Below are 19,044 nucleotides of genomic sequence, written 5' to 3'. Positions count from 1 at the left end.
GTTTAAAATGCAACTAAGTGATTTAAAAAACCTTGCATCATATCAAAACTTTAATGCGCAACAGGCTAGTAACACAAAATCAAATTCAAAAACCAAAACCGCACATGTTTTGACACCATCTAAAGCTACTCAAATTTCAGAGCAAAACAGTGAAGCAAAAACGAGCGAACAACAAGCCAAAGATATAGCTAAAGCGATAGGAGATTTTACACAATACGTTGGTGTGGCAAGGGTTGTAATAGATGGCAAATACACCATATGGGGCAAAGTTAATGGTTCTGACAAGACAGTATCTAAAAATGAGATTGACAAAGCAAATGAAATTTTTGCAAAATATGGAGTGGATTTTACTAGCCAAAAGGGTTATGAACTACTTGAATCAACGGAGCTTAGCATAAGTGATTTTATAGATCAGTATGAAAGTCATATGCTTTCAAGGCACAATCAATTCTTTATAGACACTAGGATTAAAGGTGGCTCAACGCCTGATTACGGTAGCCTGCAAACTACTAGCGAGAGTTTTAAACCCATCCAAGCCGTAAGTAAAAACACAGAGACTTATGATATAAACAAAGATCAAAAATTTGCCTACCTACAAGAGCTTTTAAAACGAGAGCAAGAAAGAGGTATCGATGTGCTTAGGCTTATGCAAAAGCTCGAAGAAAAGGGCGAAAAAGTAGTTGATAAGATGATTTAAATTTAAGCATAATCAGCATTTATAAAAAACAATAAACTTAGAAGGATAAAATTTTGAAAAAATTATTCGTTGTTGTATCTATTTTAGCGCTATCCCTCTTTGCCTCCGACCCTATAACCATCGATAGCCTTTATAAACAACAAGTCGGACTTAGAAGTGTTACAAACTTATCTTTGCTAAGTAGTGGCAACCCCAATGTATATACTAGCACTCCAAATTTAATGATAAATGGCGATCCTGTTGTATGGGACGATACAAAGCAACTAACTCTTACTCAAACCCTTATGTATGCCCTTACTTCAAAGCTAGATATTATAACTTCTTTTAGTGGAAGTTATAAAAGAAATGAGTATATCGACTTTTTTACCCTAGAGCCCAAAAGCCAAAATAAAACAAAATTTGATAACCTTTGGATTGGGCTTAATTATAGAGGCGATAAAATAGGTGAGATTATCCCTATGCTGACACTTCAAACAGCCATACTTCAAAATGAAAGTGCAAAAAGAGAACAAAAAAATTTTACTTTAAATCATACTCATTAAAGGCAAGTTTAAAAGGATATACTGATCCAGTGGTATATTCTATCTATACTGGATTTGGATATAATCAAGCTAGAAAATTTAGCTTTGCAAAGATAAACTATGGCAACACCTTTTTCTTTGGCGGCGATCTAAGTATAGTTTTGAGTCCAAAGATAACTCTTGATCTTGGCATTGAGCAAAGATTTCAAACTGCAAATAAAATCAATGATAAAAAAACAAACAATGTTCGCTCTATTCCAACTTATAGCGTAGGTTCTACCTATAGCATAGACGATGATACATCGATCACATTTTCTGCAAATCTTGGAGGATCAAGCGCTGCTCCCGATAGCGTGTTTGGCATAAGCATTTGGCAAAAATTTTAATACACTGATAAATGTTTATGAAAATTTGCCGATATAAAATAAAGATATAAACCTCCCAAAGAATAGATTATGAAAAGTTTGGTTAAAGTTGTCTTGATTGGTGTATTATCTATCGGTGCTAATGCTGGAGATTTATTATCTAAAGCTACTGGTGGGGCAATAAGTGAAAATATGACTGGGGTTAATGCTCTTGATAATGCTTAGATGAGTAGTGTTGTGGGTGAGTATACAGCCGTTGAAATTCGATTATTGGATATGGAAAGTGGCGTATATACTGATATAAGTCCAAACGAAAGACAAAAGCACACTATATGTGCTATGGGTATAAATAACTGTGGTGTAAATGATAATCGTTGGGGTTAATATATAAATGCTTTAGAATTTTATTTTGATGCTAATGATGAAAATATTTACAGACCAATATTTACTGTAAAAAAAGAAGTTAAAGTTGATAATCGAGGGACAAGATATAATCTTTTTACATACAATGTTGGTGCATACAACACTCAAAAAGGCACATTTCACAAAATAAATAGCAGTCTTATACTAAACAATAACACCCTGATCAAAGAGTTGCGAAATTCTTATCAGTTAAAACTAGAAAGAAATTTAGGCAAGTAAAATTACTTGCCTAAAAATTTTTAGCTAATTAAGGAGTTAATAATGATTAGCCAACTACTATTAGATACGCCTATTGGTATGCTAAATTGGCTTAATATAGGCATAGAAGAAAGTAAGCACTATAAAGAAGGCGGCTTAAAAGGATTAAGAGAATTTCAAGAAGAATTATACAAAGATCAAAATTTATCACCAGAGCATTACAACACTAGAATTTCAAAAGCACTTGATGAAATGGGATCAACTAACCGAGTTGCAGTAAATGGTCTTGAAGTTGATGCAAGTTGGGTTTCCTCAGAAGAAACAAGAACTGATTGGATACAAAAATTAAAAGCATCAATGCTTGAATACTTATCAAGCGATACAAATGAAGAACAACTAGCAAAATCGCGTATAAATGGGGCGATAGATGGTGCTATAAAAAGAATAAATGGCACACAAGATGGTGAAATTTTTTGATGAAAGAGGCAGCATAGATTATGCCAAAGATGGTAAAGTTACTTTTTATGGAAAAATGCATGGTGCTGATTCAACCATGAACAAAGAGGAGTTAGAAAATTTTCGGAGTTTTTTCGATGGACTTGCTATAAATTACAAAAATCACTATTTGCTGTTTTTGACAGAAGATGATATGAGCCTTGAGGAATTTAAGGCAGAGTTTAAAAAACTAGATAAAGAGGTTGAGCTAGAGTATAAAAATAGCAGAGAAGCCATAGAAGCGTCGATTAATCAGCCACAAGAAAATGCAAAACGCAAACCAATACAAGCCACAAGCAAAGGTGAAACATACGATATAAGCAAAGATGAAAATATGAAAGCTTTTGCACAAAAGCTTAAGGAGCTAGAGCAAAAACGAGGCATAGATGTTCTTAGGTTATTAGAAAAAATATCTAATAAAAAAGCGGTGGATATCAAGGTATAGATGAAATTTCTACTAGCACTGATTTATTGTTTTATATTTGCTACTCACTTACACACCCACTTCGCCGTCAAAAGTTACCAATAGCTTAGAAACGAGCAAGTAATAAGACAAAGCTATGAGGAGTCGTGTGGTGCGGCTTCTTTGGCAACACTTATAAATTTACTTGATTTTAAAAAGATATTATAAAACTCATGAGTAAGAAAGACAAAAAGCTAAATACAGATATGGTAAGCTTTCTTAAACTCCAACAAACAGCAGCCAAACTATCTTACGAATCAAAAGGCTATCAGATAAATAGAAGCATATTTGAAAAAATAACCATACCTATACTTGTAAAAATAGAAGATGACCCTAGACACCTACACTTTGTTATAGTAATTAACCATCAAGGCGATTTTATAACCATACTCGATCCAAGCTATGGCAAATATGTAAGCACAAAAAAGCAGTTTTATAATCTATGGGATAAAAACAAAAAAGGTGGATATGCTTTGATTTTAGCACCAAAAAATGATTTTAAACAAGAATATAAACCAAATTTACCTAGTAATAAGGCATTGTTTGATAGATTTTAAATTTTAGCTACTTTAAACCCAGTCCAATCAACAATAACGCCTAACGCAACAACAGCAAGAATGGCAACGTAAATCATTCTAGCAACCATTTCATCTTTTAAAATTCCCTAAATTTAGCTTTTTAAATTTTGAGTTTTTATATACTTATTTTCATTGCTATCATAGTCACCAAGCTTCTTAATTATGTTTTGCTTTACTTGATCTTAACAAAAACACAAGTAAATAATTTACATCCTTATATCAGTATTAAACCAAGTTGCTTATTTGCCTACATAGTTAATATCTCATCTCAAAGCTGATGCTAAAATTTCGTCCAGCCGCCGTGTATCTTTCAAGTCCAACGCCAGAGCCTAAAACATAGCCTTGATTGCCATTATATCTTAACTGACGCAAACTCTCCCAAGTTGTATATTTTTTATCAAAAAGATTAAAAATACCTGCATTGATACTAAAATTTTTATTTATCTTGTATCCTGCCGTAAGATCATAAATCAAATAAGAATTACTTAGATATGGATGTGGTTTTATCTCGCCTTTATCGACTTTTGCAGTTGTTTTATCGACTTTTACCTGAAGCGAGTTTAATGGAATAAAATCATTTGCGTCTTTTGATCTTTTAGCACTCACATATTTACTTGTTAGTAGCAAACTAAGCCTTTCTCCATCGTAACCCAATCCAAAAATCGCCGTAAATGGCTGCACCGCCATCAGTGATGTATTATCACTTTTGCGTCCTTTTTGATAGGTTGCTTTTAGCGTTGCAAAATACTCATCAGGCAAATTTAGCACTCCACCATTTACTCTAGTATTTAGCTCAACACCTTTAATGACCGCCCTATCGATATTTGTTTGCTTATAGATGACTTTATCAAGAAAATATTGATTTTTCCATCCAGCTGGTCTAGTGCTGCGATCACGAACTCGTCTGGTTTCTATCAAAACATCATATCCAATATCGATAAAATCAGTATATCTTGTATAAAATACACTAGTTGAAATGGCGTAATTTTGCGAATTTTTACTCAAAGTTATCTCGTGATTTTGTGCTTTTTCTGGCTTTAGATCTAAATTTCTAGTATAAACCGTACTAGATTTGGGCGTCCCCATTTCAAAATACATCTCTTCTATCTTTGGTGCTCTAAAACCAGTGCTAAATGCATAAGAAAACACTGCATCATCGATAAATTCATACTCAAATCCAGCCTCATAAGTAAATGCGTTAAATTTACTCTCAGGCAACTCCTGAATTTGCTGTCTTGCGTTTTCATATTTTAAATTTGACATTTTTGGAGTGTATTTATATCTATCAGCCCTAATACCAAAGCTTAATCCAAGCTTATCAGTTAGATAAAAATCATCCTTTAAATAACCATAAAACAGCCTACTTTTAACTGGCTGCTGATAGGTAAAGTTTTGCACTCCAATACGACCACCATTATCAATTTCTAAATTTTCATTTTTAAACTCGCCCTTATGAGCCCCAGCCCCAAAACTTAAAATATGCCCTCCCCAAAGCTCACTTAAAATACCTTGTGTATCAAACTGATCTCGTTTTTGAGAAAATTCATAGCTTCGATATTTATCAATCTTATTATTTAAATAAGCATCTTTTCCTACAAAAGCGTTGTATTGATTGCTGTGTGAGATTTGTTTAATATTTTGTCTTGCAAAACCAAGCTTAAAATAGCTTAAAAGAGCGTCATTGCTCGGCTCATATTCATAATATATACCATATCTTTCGTATGGAATTTTTTCATTAAAATTTCGTCTATTAAGTGATGCTACACTGTTGCTCTTTTGCTCTGTGAAGTGATTTTGACGCAGGTCCTCATAAAATGTGTTGATAAAATGATTATCATATCTATAGCCAATTTTTGCAAGTCGTGAGTTACTTTTACTATTAACTGTATCTGGCAAAATTCTACCAAAAGAGCAGAGATTTTGGTATTTTTCAGAGTTATTTACGCCGTTTATGCCAACTCCGCAGTGAGATATGTCCTTGATGCTTCCACTATAAAAATTCTTATACTCATCGCCATTTTTATAAGTGTGTTGAAAAAGTGCTTCAATGCCATTAAATTTCACACCGCCGCCTATTACTTGGCGAAATTCGTTGTTTATGGAAGCATAGCCTGTTTTGCTATAAAGTCCAAAATTTTCACCATCAGCTACAAAGTCAGAAGCGTTTTTTGTCTGCATTGATACAGAACCGCCGATAGCACCACTGCCTTTTGTAAGCGAGTTTGCCCCCTTTGTAATCTCAATGCTTGATAAATTTTCAAGCTCAGTTGAGTTTCGATTGCCATTCATAAAGCCTTTTATGTAATAAAACCGTGGCATAAAACTCTCTGCAGCCTCCATGCCATCGACTTTTACAGAGATCCTATCACTATCGACACCTCGTATAGCATAGCCATTATTACCGCTTCTGCCACCTTCTGTCACGCTTGTGCCAGTTTCATTTCGAACTAAGTCTTTTTCGCTAAAAATTTGTCCTTTTTTGATATCAGACTTGTTTAAAATCGACTTTTTTGATGAGATATTTTTAGCTGTTACACTTACTTCATCAAGCCTAACATCATCAGCCGCAAAAAGCTCTATAACAACAAAAATAGATAAAATTAATACATGATTGTTTCGCACGAAATTCCTTTATATAATAAAAATAAATATCAATTATAAAGGAATTTTGCTTAATATTTAATAGTAACTATTATCAAAATTTAAACCTAAACCCAAATCTCATCAAGCTACTTTTTGCCCTATTTTTAGACAGGCTTTTATCTGCCTTTAAACTCAGAGTCAAATTTTTATAGACTTCATAGCTCATACCCATGCCAACATATGTAAGATGTCTAAGCTCACTCATGCCTTTTATATATATTGGCGTATCGTCATTTGTGTAGTTTGCCATGAAATCAAAATTTTTAGGTTTTGGCGTGTATGAGTGGTTTATATTTGCCATGAAGCTGAAATTTCCGCTATTTATGCTTGTTCTAGCACCGATTAAAAATGCATTTGAAGTATATTTTTTGTCTGAGCTAGTGATACCAAAATCCTCTTTTTCACTAAAACTATTTCGCTTAATATAATTTATCTCATTTGCAAGATAGATATTTGCGTTAAGCTCATTCATGGCAAAATTTTTACCAACCTCTGTGTATAAAGCATAAGATGAAGCGTTGTATTTTACTTTTGAAGAAGTATTAATTATCTCTCTATCAACTTCATTTTTGTAAAATGCATAACCAAGTCTAGATGCTATATAAAACCTATCATCAAACTCATATCCACCATATAAAGACACACCAGTGCTTTTTATCTCATTGCTTCCTGAATATCTATCAAATTTTGTTTTAGTCACACTTTGGTTTAAACTTAAGCCCAAAGTAGTATTCTCGCTTGGCTTATAATCAAGTCCCATTTGTGAGCCCTTGGTATCCACATCGGCACTAGAGTAGCCATTTTGACTTAGTTTCGTATCAGCATATATCCCATCCATCCAAAAACCACTACTTTCAGATATCATAGAGTTATACACTCTATCAGAAGCCGTGCGATTAAAGATCTTATTGCTAAGCACTAGAGTATTTAAACTACTTGAGTGTATCTCACCCGAGAGACTTTTGATGGTTTTATTTAAAACGGGTGCTGACATAGCAAAAAAACTAAGTGCAGCCGCTTTAAGATGTGAGCTTGGATTTCTCGATATATTTTCTAATACTTTTTCGACATTTTCGCTCGTATTTATTGTAGATGCTGATAGTACCTGAAATGTCTGTAGTGCTTTTGTTACGTTCTCTCTTTTATACACGACGCTTATTTGTTTATCATCTGTTCTAAGCTCCTTGATACTAATTAAACTTGAAATTTTATCAGATATATTGTATTTGCCGTTGTAGTTTTGTATGCTATTAGCAGTAATGATTGTTTTGGTATTTTCAGTAGAATTTGGCACTTCATCTACCTTTTGTATATCAGCTACAATCCTTGAATCATTCATATTCATAGTGCCTGTTACTTCTAGATTTGATTTATCTATATCTATGACTATGCGAGAGTCTTTTCCTGCTGTATAATCACCATCTATCTTTAGCCCCTTGCCATAAATGTTTAGTGAGCCATTATTTGTAAAAGTATATGAGTTTTGATTACCTACTTTTACAACTTGCATCTTTTTATCATCATTTCTAGCTTCAAATGTTCCGCCTTGCTCAATTATAACTTTTGAGTTTGTAAGTGATCCGCTAAAACTAAGCACACCATTTTGTATCTTCGTATCTCCGGTGTATGTATTATCACCACTTAGATACAGTATGCCAGTGCCTTTTTTTAATATCCCCGCATCACCTGCTATATTGTTGCTCCATGTTAGTTTTGACTTGTCTTTATAATCCCTATACTCAAAATCAACCGTTAAGAGCTTATTTTCATGATCTTTGTTTGTCAAAAGCTTCGTATCAAACCTACCAGGTCCATTTAATGCTCTTGTTTGATTTAATATACCCCAGCCAAAATCGGCATTTGGTCCATCACTTTGCTCATTTGTGCCTGGTTTATTTGCTGTAGATAAGACAGATACAGTAACTAAGTGATTGCTCATCCATGGAAATTTATTCCATACATTTGCAACAGCCGCCGTTACAACTGGAGCTGCAAAAGATGTGCCGCCTGTAAAATATGTAACCGTCCTAGCTGAAAATTTCACACTATGATTACCCTTAGCCGTTATGCCCCAGTTTTTTGCTTTTTCGCCAATTTTGCTTGAATAAGAAGCAAGTTTATTCTCATTATCTTTTTCTGTAGCAGCAACCGCTATCCAGCCATTTCTAGCTTCATCTTTTATAGTAGGATATAAAGATTGTGGCGAAGCATATCCGCTAGTTTTGTCTTTGCCACCTTCATTTCCAGCAGCCCATACAAATATACTATCTTTTTCAGGTTTGTCGCCAACTAGACTTTGCATATCCGCACCTTCTTCGGTTTCTTTTACGTTTCCATATGAGTTATTAAAAACCCTTACTCCGCTTTTATACAATCTATCAAAATGATCATTTCCAATAGCAAGATTTCCGCCACCAGCTGAAACTGCTTCTAGCTTTATTTTTGAATCGCTGTTGTTTGTCGCAAATATCCCAAGCACGATAGTTCCATGAGTTTGCAGTGCATGAGCACTTCCTGCAGTTCCGCCTTCTACTGTCTTTATCCTTAATTCACCATCTTTTGTTTTGCCACGCAAAAAATTATCATATAAGTAAAAATCTGAATCAATTATGCCTACTTCTTTCTTTTGCTCTTCATCTTTTATATTATCTGATGTTGTCGATGTTATAATCTCTTTTTGATATTCATTATATGTTTTTGGTTCAACTGGACCTAATTGCATTGGTTGTGCTGGTTGCAATGGTATTAAAGGTTGTATTTGTTCTGTCAAAGATGGCTGGGCAGCTTTAGGACTTAATGGCATTATATCACTACTTTGTGGTTGCGTAGGTGTTGGAGTGCTTGGCTGTGGTGTCGGCAAGACATCAGGGGTGCTTGGCTTAGTTGTTTTTGGTTCATCTACTTTTGGTTCAGTTATTTTTAGCTCATCTGTTTTTGACTCAGTTATTTTTGGCTCAGGCTTATTTAAAGATGGCGTAGTAGATGGCAATGGTAAAAGCCGTGGCATCTCTGGCGTTACGTTAATCCTTAAATTAGGAGTAGGACCCCCCCCGGTGCCACCTCCACCACCTCCGCCACATCCTATTAGCGATACAGATAAAATTATACTAAGTGTTGCATTTGAGTAATTAATTTTCATTATATTAATCTCCGTAAAAAATATAAAAAATAGTGCGTATTTTAATAAACTTTTTATTAAAATAAGTTAAATATAAATATAACAATTAATAACAAAATATCAAATATAATTTATAAAAGCTATACTATTAGCCAAAATTTGGATTAAATTTAGTTTTTACTACTTTAAAAGAACTTTTGATACAGATTTAATAATCAAAATCATTTATATACTGTATATTAATCATACTAGCAAACATTTTTAATAAATTTTTAAAATACCACGCATTATTTATATTTTAAAAATACACAATTTTAAATAAAGTTTAAATTTTATTTTATCATCATTAAATATATCAAATATTCATTCATAAATTTTCAAAACAAGCGAAGCGTTTTTACGAAGTAAGATGTAAGCAAAACCAAATAAACAGCACAAGACTAAATCAAATTTCAACAAAGCATAAAATTAATCCAAACCTTTTAGTTGCGATATTGTCTGGCTAATTTGTGAGACCTAATCCAAGCAAAAAACAACTTCAAATTTTCATAAAATTTCTGTTTTGAAATTTTAATAATATACTTATTTTCATCGGCATAATCATGGTTTTAAACTCTTAGCCAAATTAGGACAAAAAATAACAAGTAACACCACAAAGCAAGACAACTACTTAAGATTGCTTTTATTATATTTTAAGGTGCTACTTGATAAATGCTAGTTCCGGACGGTATTCAAAATGCATCGTGTCAAAATGCTCCCATCTGCCACCCCAGATAAAGCCATGTTTTTCAAACACATGCACAATCTTTTCAGGGATTAAATTTTCTCTTTTTTCATGCCATTGCCAGTAGTGCGATTTTGCAACATTTATATCAATTGCTATCGCATAAGAATGAGTGCTTAAACGCGTGGTTTTAGCTATATTTCTCCACTTAAAAGTCCCGCTAAGCGGAGTTAAAAACTCCAAAATACTAGCATCACTTTTAGCCATCTCATTTAGTTCATCACTAACATTTTGTAGTGCTTTACTCGCTCCATTTTTAGAGTTAAACTTCACTTTTGTTGCGACAAAATCCCTAAGCCAAACAACATCAACCAAATTTGCCATTACATCGGCTTCATTTTTGCCATAAATTTCACCCAAAAGCGTGTAGTTCCTGCATCTACCAACATCACTTGGAGCATGAGATAGTGGCTTTAATGCGGCGTATTCTCCAAGCATATCTTCTATATCTGCACCATTTTCACACTCTAGTGACTTTATTTTGCCATCATCAAAAAGCTCTTGTTTGCCACTATCAAATAAGACATAATTACCCACCACTTCAACGCCATATGCATGTTTTAATCTTAAAATTTTATCATTTATCCTTTTAGTATCAAGTATAGTTATGGATTTGGCTTTTGAGATTAGTAGGCTTTGCTCATCGATATAATCTTTATCTTTGCCTATATCTATAGGTGTTATGGCTGTTTGACCTATCATCGCCCTGCCATTTGACTTTGTTTTTAATCCCCACGATTGATGTAGCACCATGACATCATTGTTACGCACACCAACATAAAGCATAATATGTCCTGGCATATGTATAAGTGTGCGATATGCGATGGCTTTTTGCTTGATTATGGATAGTTTTTCATCGTTATTTAATCCTTCAAGCATGATTTTACGCCCTTGTTGTGCTTGCGAAAATGAGTTTCTAGGTAGCCATATGCCAAAGCCGCTCATAAAATCCTTTATCATCAGCGAACAATCCCGAAGCTCACTCATCCCACCCCAGCCATATGGCTGAGACATAAGCGTTTTGGCTACTTTTTCTATATTGTTTTGATTAAACTTAAGCGGATAAGCAAAAGCGTGTTTTTTTGAAATTTTATACACTTTTAATCCGCTTCTTGTATAAATTTTGCCCTTAAAATAATCATAATCGCTGTAAAAATATGGTAGCAAAGCCCCCACTCTAGCGTAAAATAAAAAATCCCCACTCTCATCATAAACTGGCATATTGTCATTTGTGATGGTTAAAAATTTTGAGTTTTTATAATCTTGTGCCTCTTTTTGGCTTAAAATTTTTATATCATCTGCCTTCACCCAGCCCCAAACATCATCATCTCTTACAAAAGCCCAAGCACCATCTTTTGAAAAATGCGAAACAAACAGCACAAAACCAATGCTTAATGTTGAATTTTGCAAATAATCAAACGGATAGCCCTCGCCTGGTGTATTTGGATTGTAAAACATCGGCTCAGATGTTGGAAAATTTCTATGAGATGTGTTTGCTGTAGTGACTGCTATTTTTGAGACAGACAAAAACTTGCTCACATTTGCATTTATTTTATGTTTATCATACCACTCTTTATTTAATGGACGAAAATTTACGCCGTATCTTGGCTTATTAACGCTATACTTGTATGTTGAAAATGCCCAAAACGGATCTTTCATCTCCTTATCGTCACGCTTTAACTCATACGCTCTAAATCGTTTTTTTAACAACTCATCGCCACTAAATGCTATGTTTTCATCTATTTTTGGTAGCGATGATAAATTTTGATCGCCAAGCTCTAAAAGCACTATACGTTCATCTTGTAAATGGTTGTTTTTTGAGATATTTTTTGTGCCACATGCTGTTAAAAATATCAAAATAAAGCCGTAAATGATAAAATTTTTCATAATTTTCCTTATTAAAAATGGATAATTTTAGCTTAATAATAATTAAATTTGATATAATTTGAGTAAATAAAAACTTAGGTATGACGTGCTAGAACAGATATTAAAAATCTTAGAAAATCATAACGTTTTTTTAACAGGCGGAGCTGGAGTTGGAAAAACGCACTTAACACAAGCTGTAATAAAACACTACAAAACAAATGGCAAAAACGTCATAAAACTAGGCTCAACTGGCATAAGTGCCGTAAATATCGGCGGAGTAAGCATACATAGTTTTTTTAAATTTGGCATATGCTCAAATTTTGCCGAACTTGCAAGTTATGACAAACGTCAAAAATCAAACATCACAAAATTAGCTGAGATAATAAAAATAGCAAATTTAATCATAATCGATGAAATTTCAATGGTTAGCGGTGATTTGCTTGAGATGATAGCCTATAGACTAAGGACATTAAAATTTCAGGGCAAACTCTTACTTGTTGGCGATTTTTATCAGCTTCCACCAGTTTATAAAAAAGACGAAGCAACGCTATTTGACTACACTTACGCGTTTAATTCAGATGCTTGGAAGTCATTTGAGTTAAAAAATATCGAGCTTAAAATCTCAAAACGAACAAAGGATATGAAATTTTATGAAATTTTAAAATCACTGCGTCTAGGAGAGATAAATCAAAACGTAAATGATTATATAAATTCACTAAGGATTAAAGAGTATGAACTAGATGAAAATGTAACCATGCTATTTGGTCGTAACGTCGATGCAGACAATATAAATCAAATCATGCTTGATAGGCTTGACACGCCGCTAGAAATAAGCAATGCCGAGCTAAACATTATAGATGAAGCCACTCAAAAAAATGGTTTGCAAAATATACAAAACTGGCTAAACTCACTAAATAGCCAAGATGAGCTAAAAATTAAAGTCGGAGCAAAAATAATTTTTGTGGTAAATTACGCATACATGGGTTATTATAACGGCGAACAAGGAAAAATAAAAGAAATTATAAAAGAAGATGACAAATGCATATCTGTCGTGATTGAAAAGCAAAATGGCGAGATAATTCAAGTAGGAAAACATCTATTTACTTACACTAAATTTGTTAAAGATGGCGATGAGATTAATCAGCAAATTTTAGCCACTTTTTCGCAGTTTCCATTTAAACTAGCTTACGCTATAACTATACATAAATCGCAAGGAATGAGTATAAATAATCTAGTTTGCAACCTTAATCAAATTTTTGCAAATGGACAACTTTATGTGGCGTTATCAAGAGCGACAAATCCAGAAAATTTAAAGCTATTTTACAATAAAAGAAAAAATTTCAGCGATTACTTAAAAAGTGTTGTTAAAATAGACGATAAAGTAAAAAAATTCTACAATGAGAGTAAATTTGAAAATTTTAAGGAGATATGGTGAGAATTTTTACGTTTTTATTATTTTTTATAGTGAGTTTTTCTAATGCTGATGTGCTTAGAATAAGTGATTTTCAAGTCGATATATACTCTAAAATTTCACAAAACACGACCAAAAAAATATCCATGACATTAGAGCTTGTTGGCACAGATTTAAACGATAACGAAGCCTATGTCATGGATGCATTAAACGTCATTGTAGGTAGTTTTTATGTAGAAGATATCCTAACATCACTTGGCAAAGAACGCTTTAAAGAAGCATTTAGTAAATACACTGCCAAAAAACACTCAGTTGATATCGATACAGTGCTAATTTTGAGCTTAAAAATTGTAAATAATGTCGAGATTGACAGCATAATACAAGCCATACAAGCACGAAATTTATGCTCAAATATTTCAAGCAATTCATACAAAAACACACCTAAAAATACAAACAAAAATAATGAAATTTTAATAAATCCAAATCTAAACAACGTAAATCAACAGCCTATCGATCTAAACTCAATAGGCGATTTTGGACGTGATTTTGGCGAATAAAAGCATAAAATATCGCTTTAAATTATTGAGTAATGATATCATATCCTTTTGGGATTTTTGGTGTTAGTAGCTCTGTGCTTATTTCTTGATTTATCTTTGGTGATTTTAAAGTAATTTTTATTTTGTTATCAAGTTTATCTTTATAATCAATAATGTAAGGTTTATTTTCTTTTAATGTTATTAGATAATCAACTCCATCAAATGTTGCTTTGTATAAATTTTGACTAATTTTTTTAGCATCTTTTAAAATTTGTGTTAAATTTGGCGTATTATCTAGCTTTGAGATAATGGCTTGTTCTAACGCATCTTCTACAACAATCACATGAGAATCGCCAAAATATATCTTTTTAGGTGTTGGTGATTTATATATCCAAAGTGCAAAATTATCAGCTCTAACATAAAACTCGCCACTATATTCAACACTTGTATCATTGCTATTTACAACCTGTGTAAATTGACTACTAAGCGTATTAAAATCAAGCTCAGACCCAATTAAAAAAACACTAAAAATGATACATGTTATTAATTTTTTCATAATTACTCCTTAAAATTTTGCCTATTTTAACCTACTTTAATTAAATAAATAGTTAAAATGTGCTACAATCTGCCCTTTAAATTTAAAACTAAGGTTAGTAGATGATAGGCACTATTTTTAAAACGATATTTGGCACAAAAAACGACAGAGAAGTAAAAAAATATCTAAAAAGACTAAAAGCTATAAACGCACTTGAAAGCAAATATCAAGCGATGAGCGATGATGAGTTAAAACAATCATTTAACGAATTTAAAGAACAAGTTAAAAACGGCACAAGTGAAGACGAAGTGTTAAATGATGTCTTTGCGATAACCAGAGAAGCTAGTAAAAGAGTGCTAAGTATGCGTCATTTTGATGTGCAAATAATAGGTGGTATGGTGCTTCATGAGGGCAGAATCGCTGAAATGAAAACAGGCGAAGGAAAAACCCTTGTAGCTACACTTGCAGTTGTGCTAAATGCCATGAGTGGCAAGGGCGTGCATGTAGTAACTGTAAATGACTATCTAGCAAAGCGTGATGCTACACAAATGGGACAATTATATAATTTCTTGGGTCTTAGCGTAGATGTTGTGCTTGGTGGATTGCACGACGATCAAGCACGAAAAATAGCTTACAATGCCGACATTACATATGGAACAAACTCAGAATTTGGATTTGATTATTTAAGAGACAATATGAAATTTGAACTATCACAAAAAGTTCAAAGAGAACACAATTTTGTAATAGTAGACGAGGTTGATAGTATTTTAATAGACGAGGCAAGAACTCCGCTTATCATCTCAGGCCCTACAAACCGCACACTTGATGGCTATATAAAAGCAAACGAAGTAGCAAAAAAGCTAATTCGTGGAGAAGCAGCTGATGCAAATGTGCCAAATTCAAAACCAACTGGAGATTTTGTAGCAGATGAGAAAAATAGATCTATTTTAATAACAGAACAAGGCATAAGTAAGGCTGAAGAGCTTTTTGGTGTTAGCAATCTATACGATTTAGAAAATGCCATTTTAAGCCATCATCTAGATCAGGCACTAAAAGCACACAATCTATTTGAAAAAGATGTGCATTATGTTGTAAGAAATAACGAAGTTGTTATAGTTGATGAATTTACTGGGCGCTTAAGCGAAGGAAGAAGATTTAGCGAGGGGCTTCATCAGGCACTTGAGGCAAAAGAAGGTGTTAAAATCCAAGAAGAGAGTCAAACACTAGCCGATACAACGTATCAAAATTATTTTAGAATGTATCACAAACTAGCCGGTATGACAGGCACAGCTCAAACAGAAGCTACAGAATTTTCACAAATTTATAAACTAGATGTTATAAGCATACCAACAAACGTCCCAGTGATTAGAAAAGATCAAAACGACTTAATATACAAAACACAAAATGAAAAATTTAAAGCAGTAATTGAAGAGATAAAAAAGGCAAACAAAAAAGGTCAACCAGTGCTAGTTGGCACGGCAAGTATCGAGCGAAGTGAGCTTTTGCACTCAATGCTTGTTAAAGAAAAAATCGCACACTCTGTTTTAAATGCAAAAAATCACGAAAAAGAAGCAGAGATAATAGCAAATGCTGGTGTAAAAGGTGCTGTTACAATAGCGACAAATATGGCTGGACGTGGCGTGGATATACGCATAGATGATGAAGTAAGAGCATTGGGCGGACTATATATAATAGGCACAGAGCGTCACGAAAGCAGACGTATAGATAATCAACTACGCGGACGTGCAGGTAGGCAAGGAGATCCTGGAGAGAGTAGATTTTATCTAAGTTTAGAAGACAATCTGCTTAGAATTTTTGGCTCAGATCGTATCAAAATGATAATGGATAAATTAGGTATTGATGAAGGCGAAAGTATAGAGAGCAAAATGGTAACAAGAGCCGTAGAAAATGCCCAAAAAAAGGTAGAAAGCCTACATTTTGAAGCACGAAAACACTTACTAGAATACGATGATGTAGCAAATGAGCAACGAAAAACTATATATAAATATAGAAACGAACTACTAGATCCAGAGTATGATATAAGCGAAAAAATAGCTCAAAATAGAGCCGAATATGTGACATCGCTACTTGAGAGTGTAGATATAGTAAATGGCGGATACAAAAATGAGTTTGATCTATCAAGACTTGCTAATGCAATCTTAAGCGAAAGTGGCGAAGAAATAGATCAAAATGAGCTAAAGGACTTAGAGTATCCTGAACTAGAGACAAAAGTAAATGAAATTTTAAGCATAAGCTACGAAAACAAAATGAGTGTCATTGATGCAAACCAGAAAAAAGATATAGAAAAAATGCTATATTTACAGGTATTAGACAATGCGTGGAGAGAGCATTTGTATCAAATGGATATCTTAAAAACGGGTATTGGATTACGCGGATACAACCAAAAAGATCCACTAACTGAGTATAAAAAAGAGAGCTACAATCTATTTATGGAGCTTGTAAATCGCCTAAAAACAGAAAGCATTAAGATGTTGCAACTCATACGTCTAAGAGGCCCTGAAGAGCAAGACGAGCAAGTCGCAAATATGCGTGAAAATATGCAAAAACAACAAGATGAGATTAAGACAAATCACAATGATGAATTTAAAAGCATAACCGGAGACAAAAAGATACCTAGAAACGCACCCTGCCCTTGCGGAAGTGGTAAAAAATATAAAGAGTGCCATGGTAAATCAGGTCCTAAAAGGGGCGTGTTTGCATAACGCAAAGGACGGGGAATGAATTTAGCAAAATATTTGCTTTTTAAATATCTACGCTTTGATAAAACACAGCCATTTATTACACTTAGTGCTGTGCTTGCGTTTTTGGGTGTTAGTGTTGGACTTATGGTGCTTATAGTTGCAATGGCGATAATGAATGGTTTTGATAAAGAATTTGAAAGAAAACTATTTACTATGAATTATCCAATTACAATAATGTCACCATTTAAAGGAAACATAAATGATGAACTAGTAGAGAATTTAAAAAATAATTTTCAACATCTTAAATTTAGTCCATTTATTTCAACGCAAGTTATCGTAAAAGGCACAAATAATTTAGAAGGTGGTGTAATATTTGGCATAAAATCATCAGATGAGAAACAAATAAACTCAGTCATCAACGATGCTTTAAAAGATACCGAGCTAAAAGACTACGAAATTTTAATAGGACAAGGATTAAAAAACGAACTTGCTCTATCAGAAAACGAAAAAGTTACACTAATATTTACTAAGGCTGATCCGAGCGGATTTGCACTGATACCAAAAATGAAAAGATTTGACATAAAAACAAGCTTTAGCTCAGGACTTATCGCCTATGACAAGGCTTATAGCTACACAAGCATTCAAGCACTTGCTAAAATTTTAGATTATCAACCAAATCACTATGATGGCGTGCATGTGTATTCAAAAAATCCATTTGATGATATAAGCTCACTTCAAGAAGCACTTCCAATGGGACTACGAGCGATAGGATGGTGGCAACAAAACGGCAACTTTTTCTCGGCACTACAGCTTGAAAAACGTGCTTTATTTATAGTATTAATGCTAATTATTTTAGTTGCATCGCTAAATATCATAAGCTCACTTTTAATGACCGTAATGAATCGTCGCCAAGAAATAGCCTTGCTTTTAGCACTGGGTGCGACAAAAAGCGAGATTAAAAAAAGCTTTTTTATGCAGGGTATTGTAATTGGTGGGAGTGGCATAATTTTTGGCATTATCTTAGGGCTTTTTGGCGTATGGCTACTATCAAATTTCAACATTGTAAATCTTCCAGCAGACGTATATGGAAGCTCAAAACTACCGATGGAGCTTTCTATTGCTGATTTTGTCATGATAGTTATTGGAGCTATATTAATAGTTGCGTTTTCGTCATTTTATCCAGCCAAAAAGGCAACACAAATAGACGTATTAAATACACTTAGAAACGAGTAGTTGCCACCAACTCATCGATAAAGTAGCAAACTAGAGCATATTTATGTAGTAAAATTTCAGATTAAAACTCAAATATTTTTAAAAAAATATTTATTAAACTTGACCAAAAACATAATTAAAATTTTGATTGTTACAACAAAGATTAAAAGCAATTTTAGCTTAATAATAAAACATGACAAAACAACATAACGTAAAATAGCAACAAACACAATAGTGTAGCAAAATCAAAAAGCGGTTTTCAAGCCAAAAAACAACAAAATAAAAACTATTTAAGACAAAAACAAAGCATACTATTTAGCATAAACAAAACACTTATAATCCAAAATCTTTTAAATTTAAAAAGATAAGCAAAATAAACTAGACAATAAAAAGAGCTAGATAGATTTTTAAAAATATTTGTAAGTCTTTTAGCTCTTTCTGACTCATTTAAACAAATATATAAACTTCATTGCATATTTATTGTTAATGATTTAAAA

Annotated in this window: 15 protein-coding genes and 1 pseudogene; 12 read left to right on the top strand and 4 right to left on the bottom strand. The window is 33.3% G+C overall.

What is annotated here, in order from left to right; genetic code table 11:
- Positions 1 to 7: 7 nt before the first annotated feature.
- From LQU93_RS06815 to LQU93_RS06785, 8 genes and pseudogenes are all read left to right on the top strand, one after another.
- Positions 8 to 697, top strand: a complete 690-nt coding sequence (locus tag LQU93_RS06815; protein ID WP_229933137.1) for a hypothetical protein — start codon at positions 8 to 10, stop codon at positions 695 to 697.
- Between the two features lie 53 nt (positions 698 to 750).
- Positions 751 to 1,239: a nucleoid-structuring protein H-NS gene (locus tag LQU93_RS06810; protein WP_229933136.1), complete on the top strand. Its 489-nt coding sequence runs from the start codon at positions 751 to 753 to the stop codon at positions 1,237 to 1,239.
- A 29-nt stretch (positions 1,240 to 1,268) separates the two neighbouring features.
- Positions 1,269 to 1,604, top strand: coding sequence for a nucleoid-structuring protein H-NS (locus LQU93_RS06805; protein ID WP_229933135.1), 336 nt, complete (start codon positions 1,269 to 1,271; stop codon positions 1,602 to 1,604).
- Between the two features lie 69 nt (positions 1,605 to 1,673).
- Positions 1,674 to 1,808 (top strand): hypothetical protein, encoded by a 135-nt coding sequence (locus LQU93_RS09965; protein WP_268250055.1) that lies wholly within the window; start codon positions 1,674 to 1,676, stop codon positions 1,806 to 1,808.
- A complete protein-coding gene (locus LQU93_RS06800; RefSeq protein ID WP_229933134.1) occupies positions 1,809 to 1,967 on the top strand; it encodes a hypothetical protein in 159 nt (52 codons plus the stop codon).
- Positions 1,968 to 2,267: 300 nt separating this feature from the next.
- The gene (locus LQU93_RS06795; RefSeq protein ID WP_229933133.1) at positions 2,268 to 2,681 is read left to right on the top strand and encodes a hypothetical protein; all 414 of its coding nucleotides are present in this window, start codon (positions 2,268 to 2,270) and stop codon (positions 2,679 to 2,681) included.
- The gene (locus LQU93_RS06790) at positions 2,665 to 3,144 is read left to right on the top strand and encodes a hypothetical protein (RefSeq protein WP_229933132.1); all 480 of its coding nucleotides are present in this window, start codon (positions 2,665 to 2,667) and stop codon (positions 3,142 to 3,144) included. The genes LQU93_RS06795 and LQU93_RS06790 overlap by 17 nt, the downstream gene beginning before the upstream one ends.
- A pseudogene (locus tag LQU93_RS06785) lies at positions 3,145 to 3,719 on the top strand (C39 family peptidase). It abuts the gene before it with no gap.
- 276 nt (positions 3,720 to 3,995) lie between these two features.
- On the opposite strand, the gene LQU93_RS06780 reads toward LQU93_RS06785, so the two are convergent.
- The 3 genes from LQU93_RS06780 to LQU93_RS06770 form a co-directional block, all read right to left on the bottom strand.
- Complete coding sequence (locus LQU93_RS06780) at positions 3,996 to 6,362, bottom strand: TonB-dependent hemoglobin/transferrin/lactoferrin family receptor (protein ID WP_229933130.1); 2,367 nt, start codon at positions 6,360 to 6,362, stop codon at positions 3,996 to 3,998.
- Between the two features lie 73 nt (positions 6,363 to 6,435).
- Positions 6,436 to 9,522 carry an autotransporter domain-containing protein gene (locus tag LQU93_RS06775; RefSeq protein WP_229933129.1) on the bottom strand — a complete coding sequence of 1,029 codons (3,087 nt, stop codon included), beginning with the start codon at positions 9,520 to 9,522 and terminating at the stop codon, positions 6,436 to 6,438.
- A gap of 679 nt (positions 9,523 to 10,201) precedes the next feature.
- Positions 10,202 to 12,172 (bottom strand): M15 family metallopeptidase, encoded by a 1,971-nt coding sequence (locus LQU93_RS06770; RefSeq protein ID WP_229933128.1) that lies wholly within the window; start codon positions 12,170 to 12,172, stop codon positions 10,202 to 10,204.
- An 85-nt stretch (positions 12,173 to 12,257) separates the two neighbouring features.
- Here LQU93_RS06770 and LQU93_RS06765 point away from each other — a divergent pair, with 85 nt between their 5' ends.
- On the top strand, positions 12,258 to 13,586 hold the full coding sequence (locus LQU93_RS06765; RefSeq protein WP_229933127.1) for an ATP-dependent DNA helicase: 1,329 nt from the start codon (positions 12,258 to 12,260) through the stop codon (positions 13,584 to 13,586).
- A complete protein-coding gene (locus tag LQU93_RS06760; protein WP_229933126.1) occupies positions 13,580 to 14,119 on the top strand; it encodes a hypothetical protein in 540 nt (179 codons plus the stop codon). The genes LQU93_RS06765 and LQU93_RS06760 overlap by 7 nt, the downstream gene beginning before the upstream one ends.
- A gap of 22 nt (positions 14,120 to 14,141) precedes the next feature.
- Here LQU93_RS06760 and lolA read toward each other — a convergent pair whose 3' ends face one another.
- Positions 14,142 to 14,654, bottom strand: coding sequence for a LolA-like outer membrane lipoprotein chaperone (gene lolA, locus LQU93_RS06755; protein WP_229933125.1), 513 nt, complete (start codon positions 14,652 to 14,654; stop codon positions 14,142 to 14,144).
- 101 nt (positions 14,655 to 14,755) lie between these two features.
- On the opposite strand from lolA, the gene secA reads away from it, so the two are divergent.
- Together secA and LQU93_RS06745 are read left to right on the top strand one after the other, a co-directional pair.
- Positions 14,756 to 17,356 (top strand): preprotein translocase subunit SecA, encoded by a 2,601-nt coding sequence (gene secA / locus LQU93_RS06750; RefSeq protein WP_229933124.1) that lies wholly within the window; start codon positions 14,756 to 14,758, stop codon positions 17,354 to 17,356.
- Positions 17,357 to 17,371: 15 nt separating this feature from the next.
- Entirely contained in the window at positions 17,372 to 18,568 is a 1,197-nt protein-coding gene (locus tag LQU93_RS06745) for an ABC transporter permease (RefSeq protein ID WP_229933123.1), read from the top strand.
- Positions 18,569 to 19,044: the final 476 nt, after the last annotated feature.

It is taken from the genome of Campylobacter majalis, assembly GCF_905120465.1.
In the GTDB taxonomy this organism is placed as follows: domain Bacteria; phylum Campylobacterota; class Campylobacteria; order Campylobacterales; family Campylobacteraceae; genus Campylobacter_A; species Campylobacter_A majalis.
Note: the sequence above shows the minus strand (reverse complement) of the source record. Positions and strands in the feature narration are given on the sequence as shown.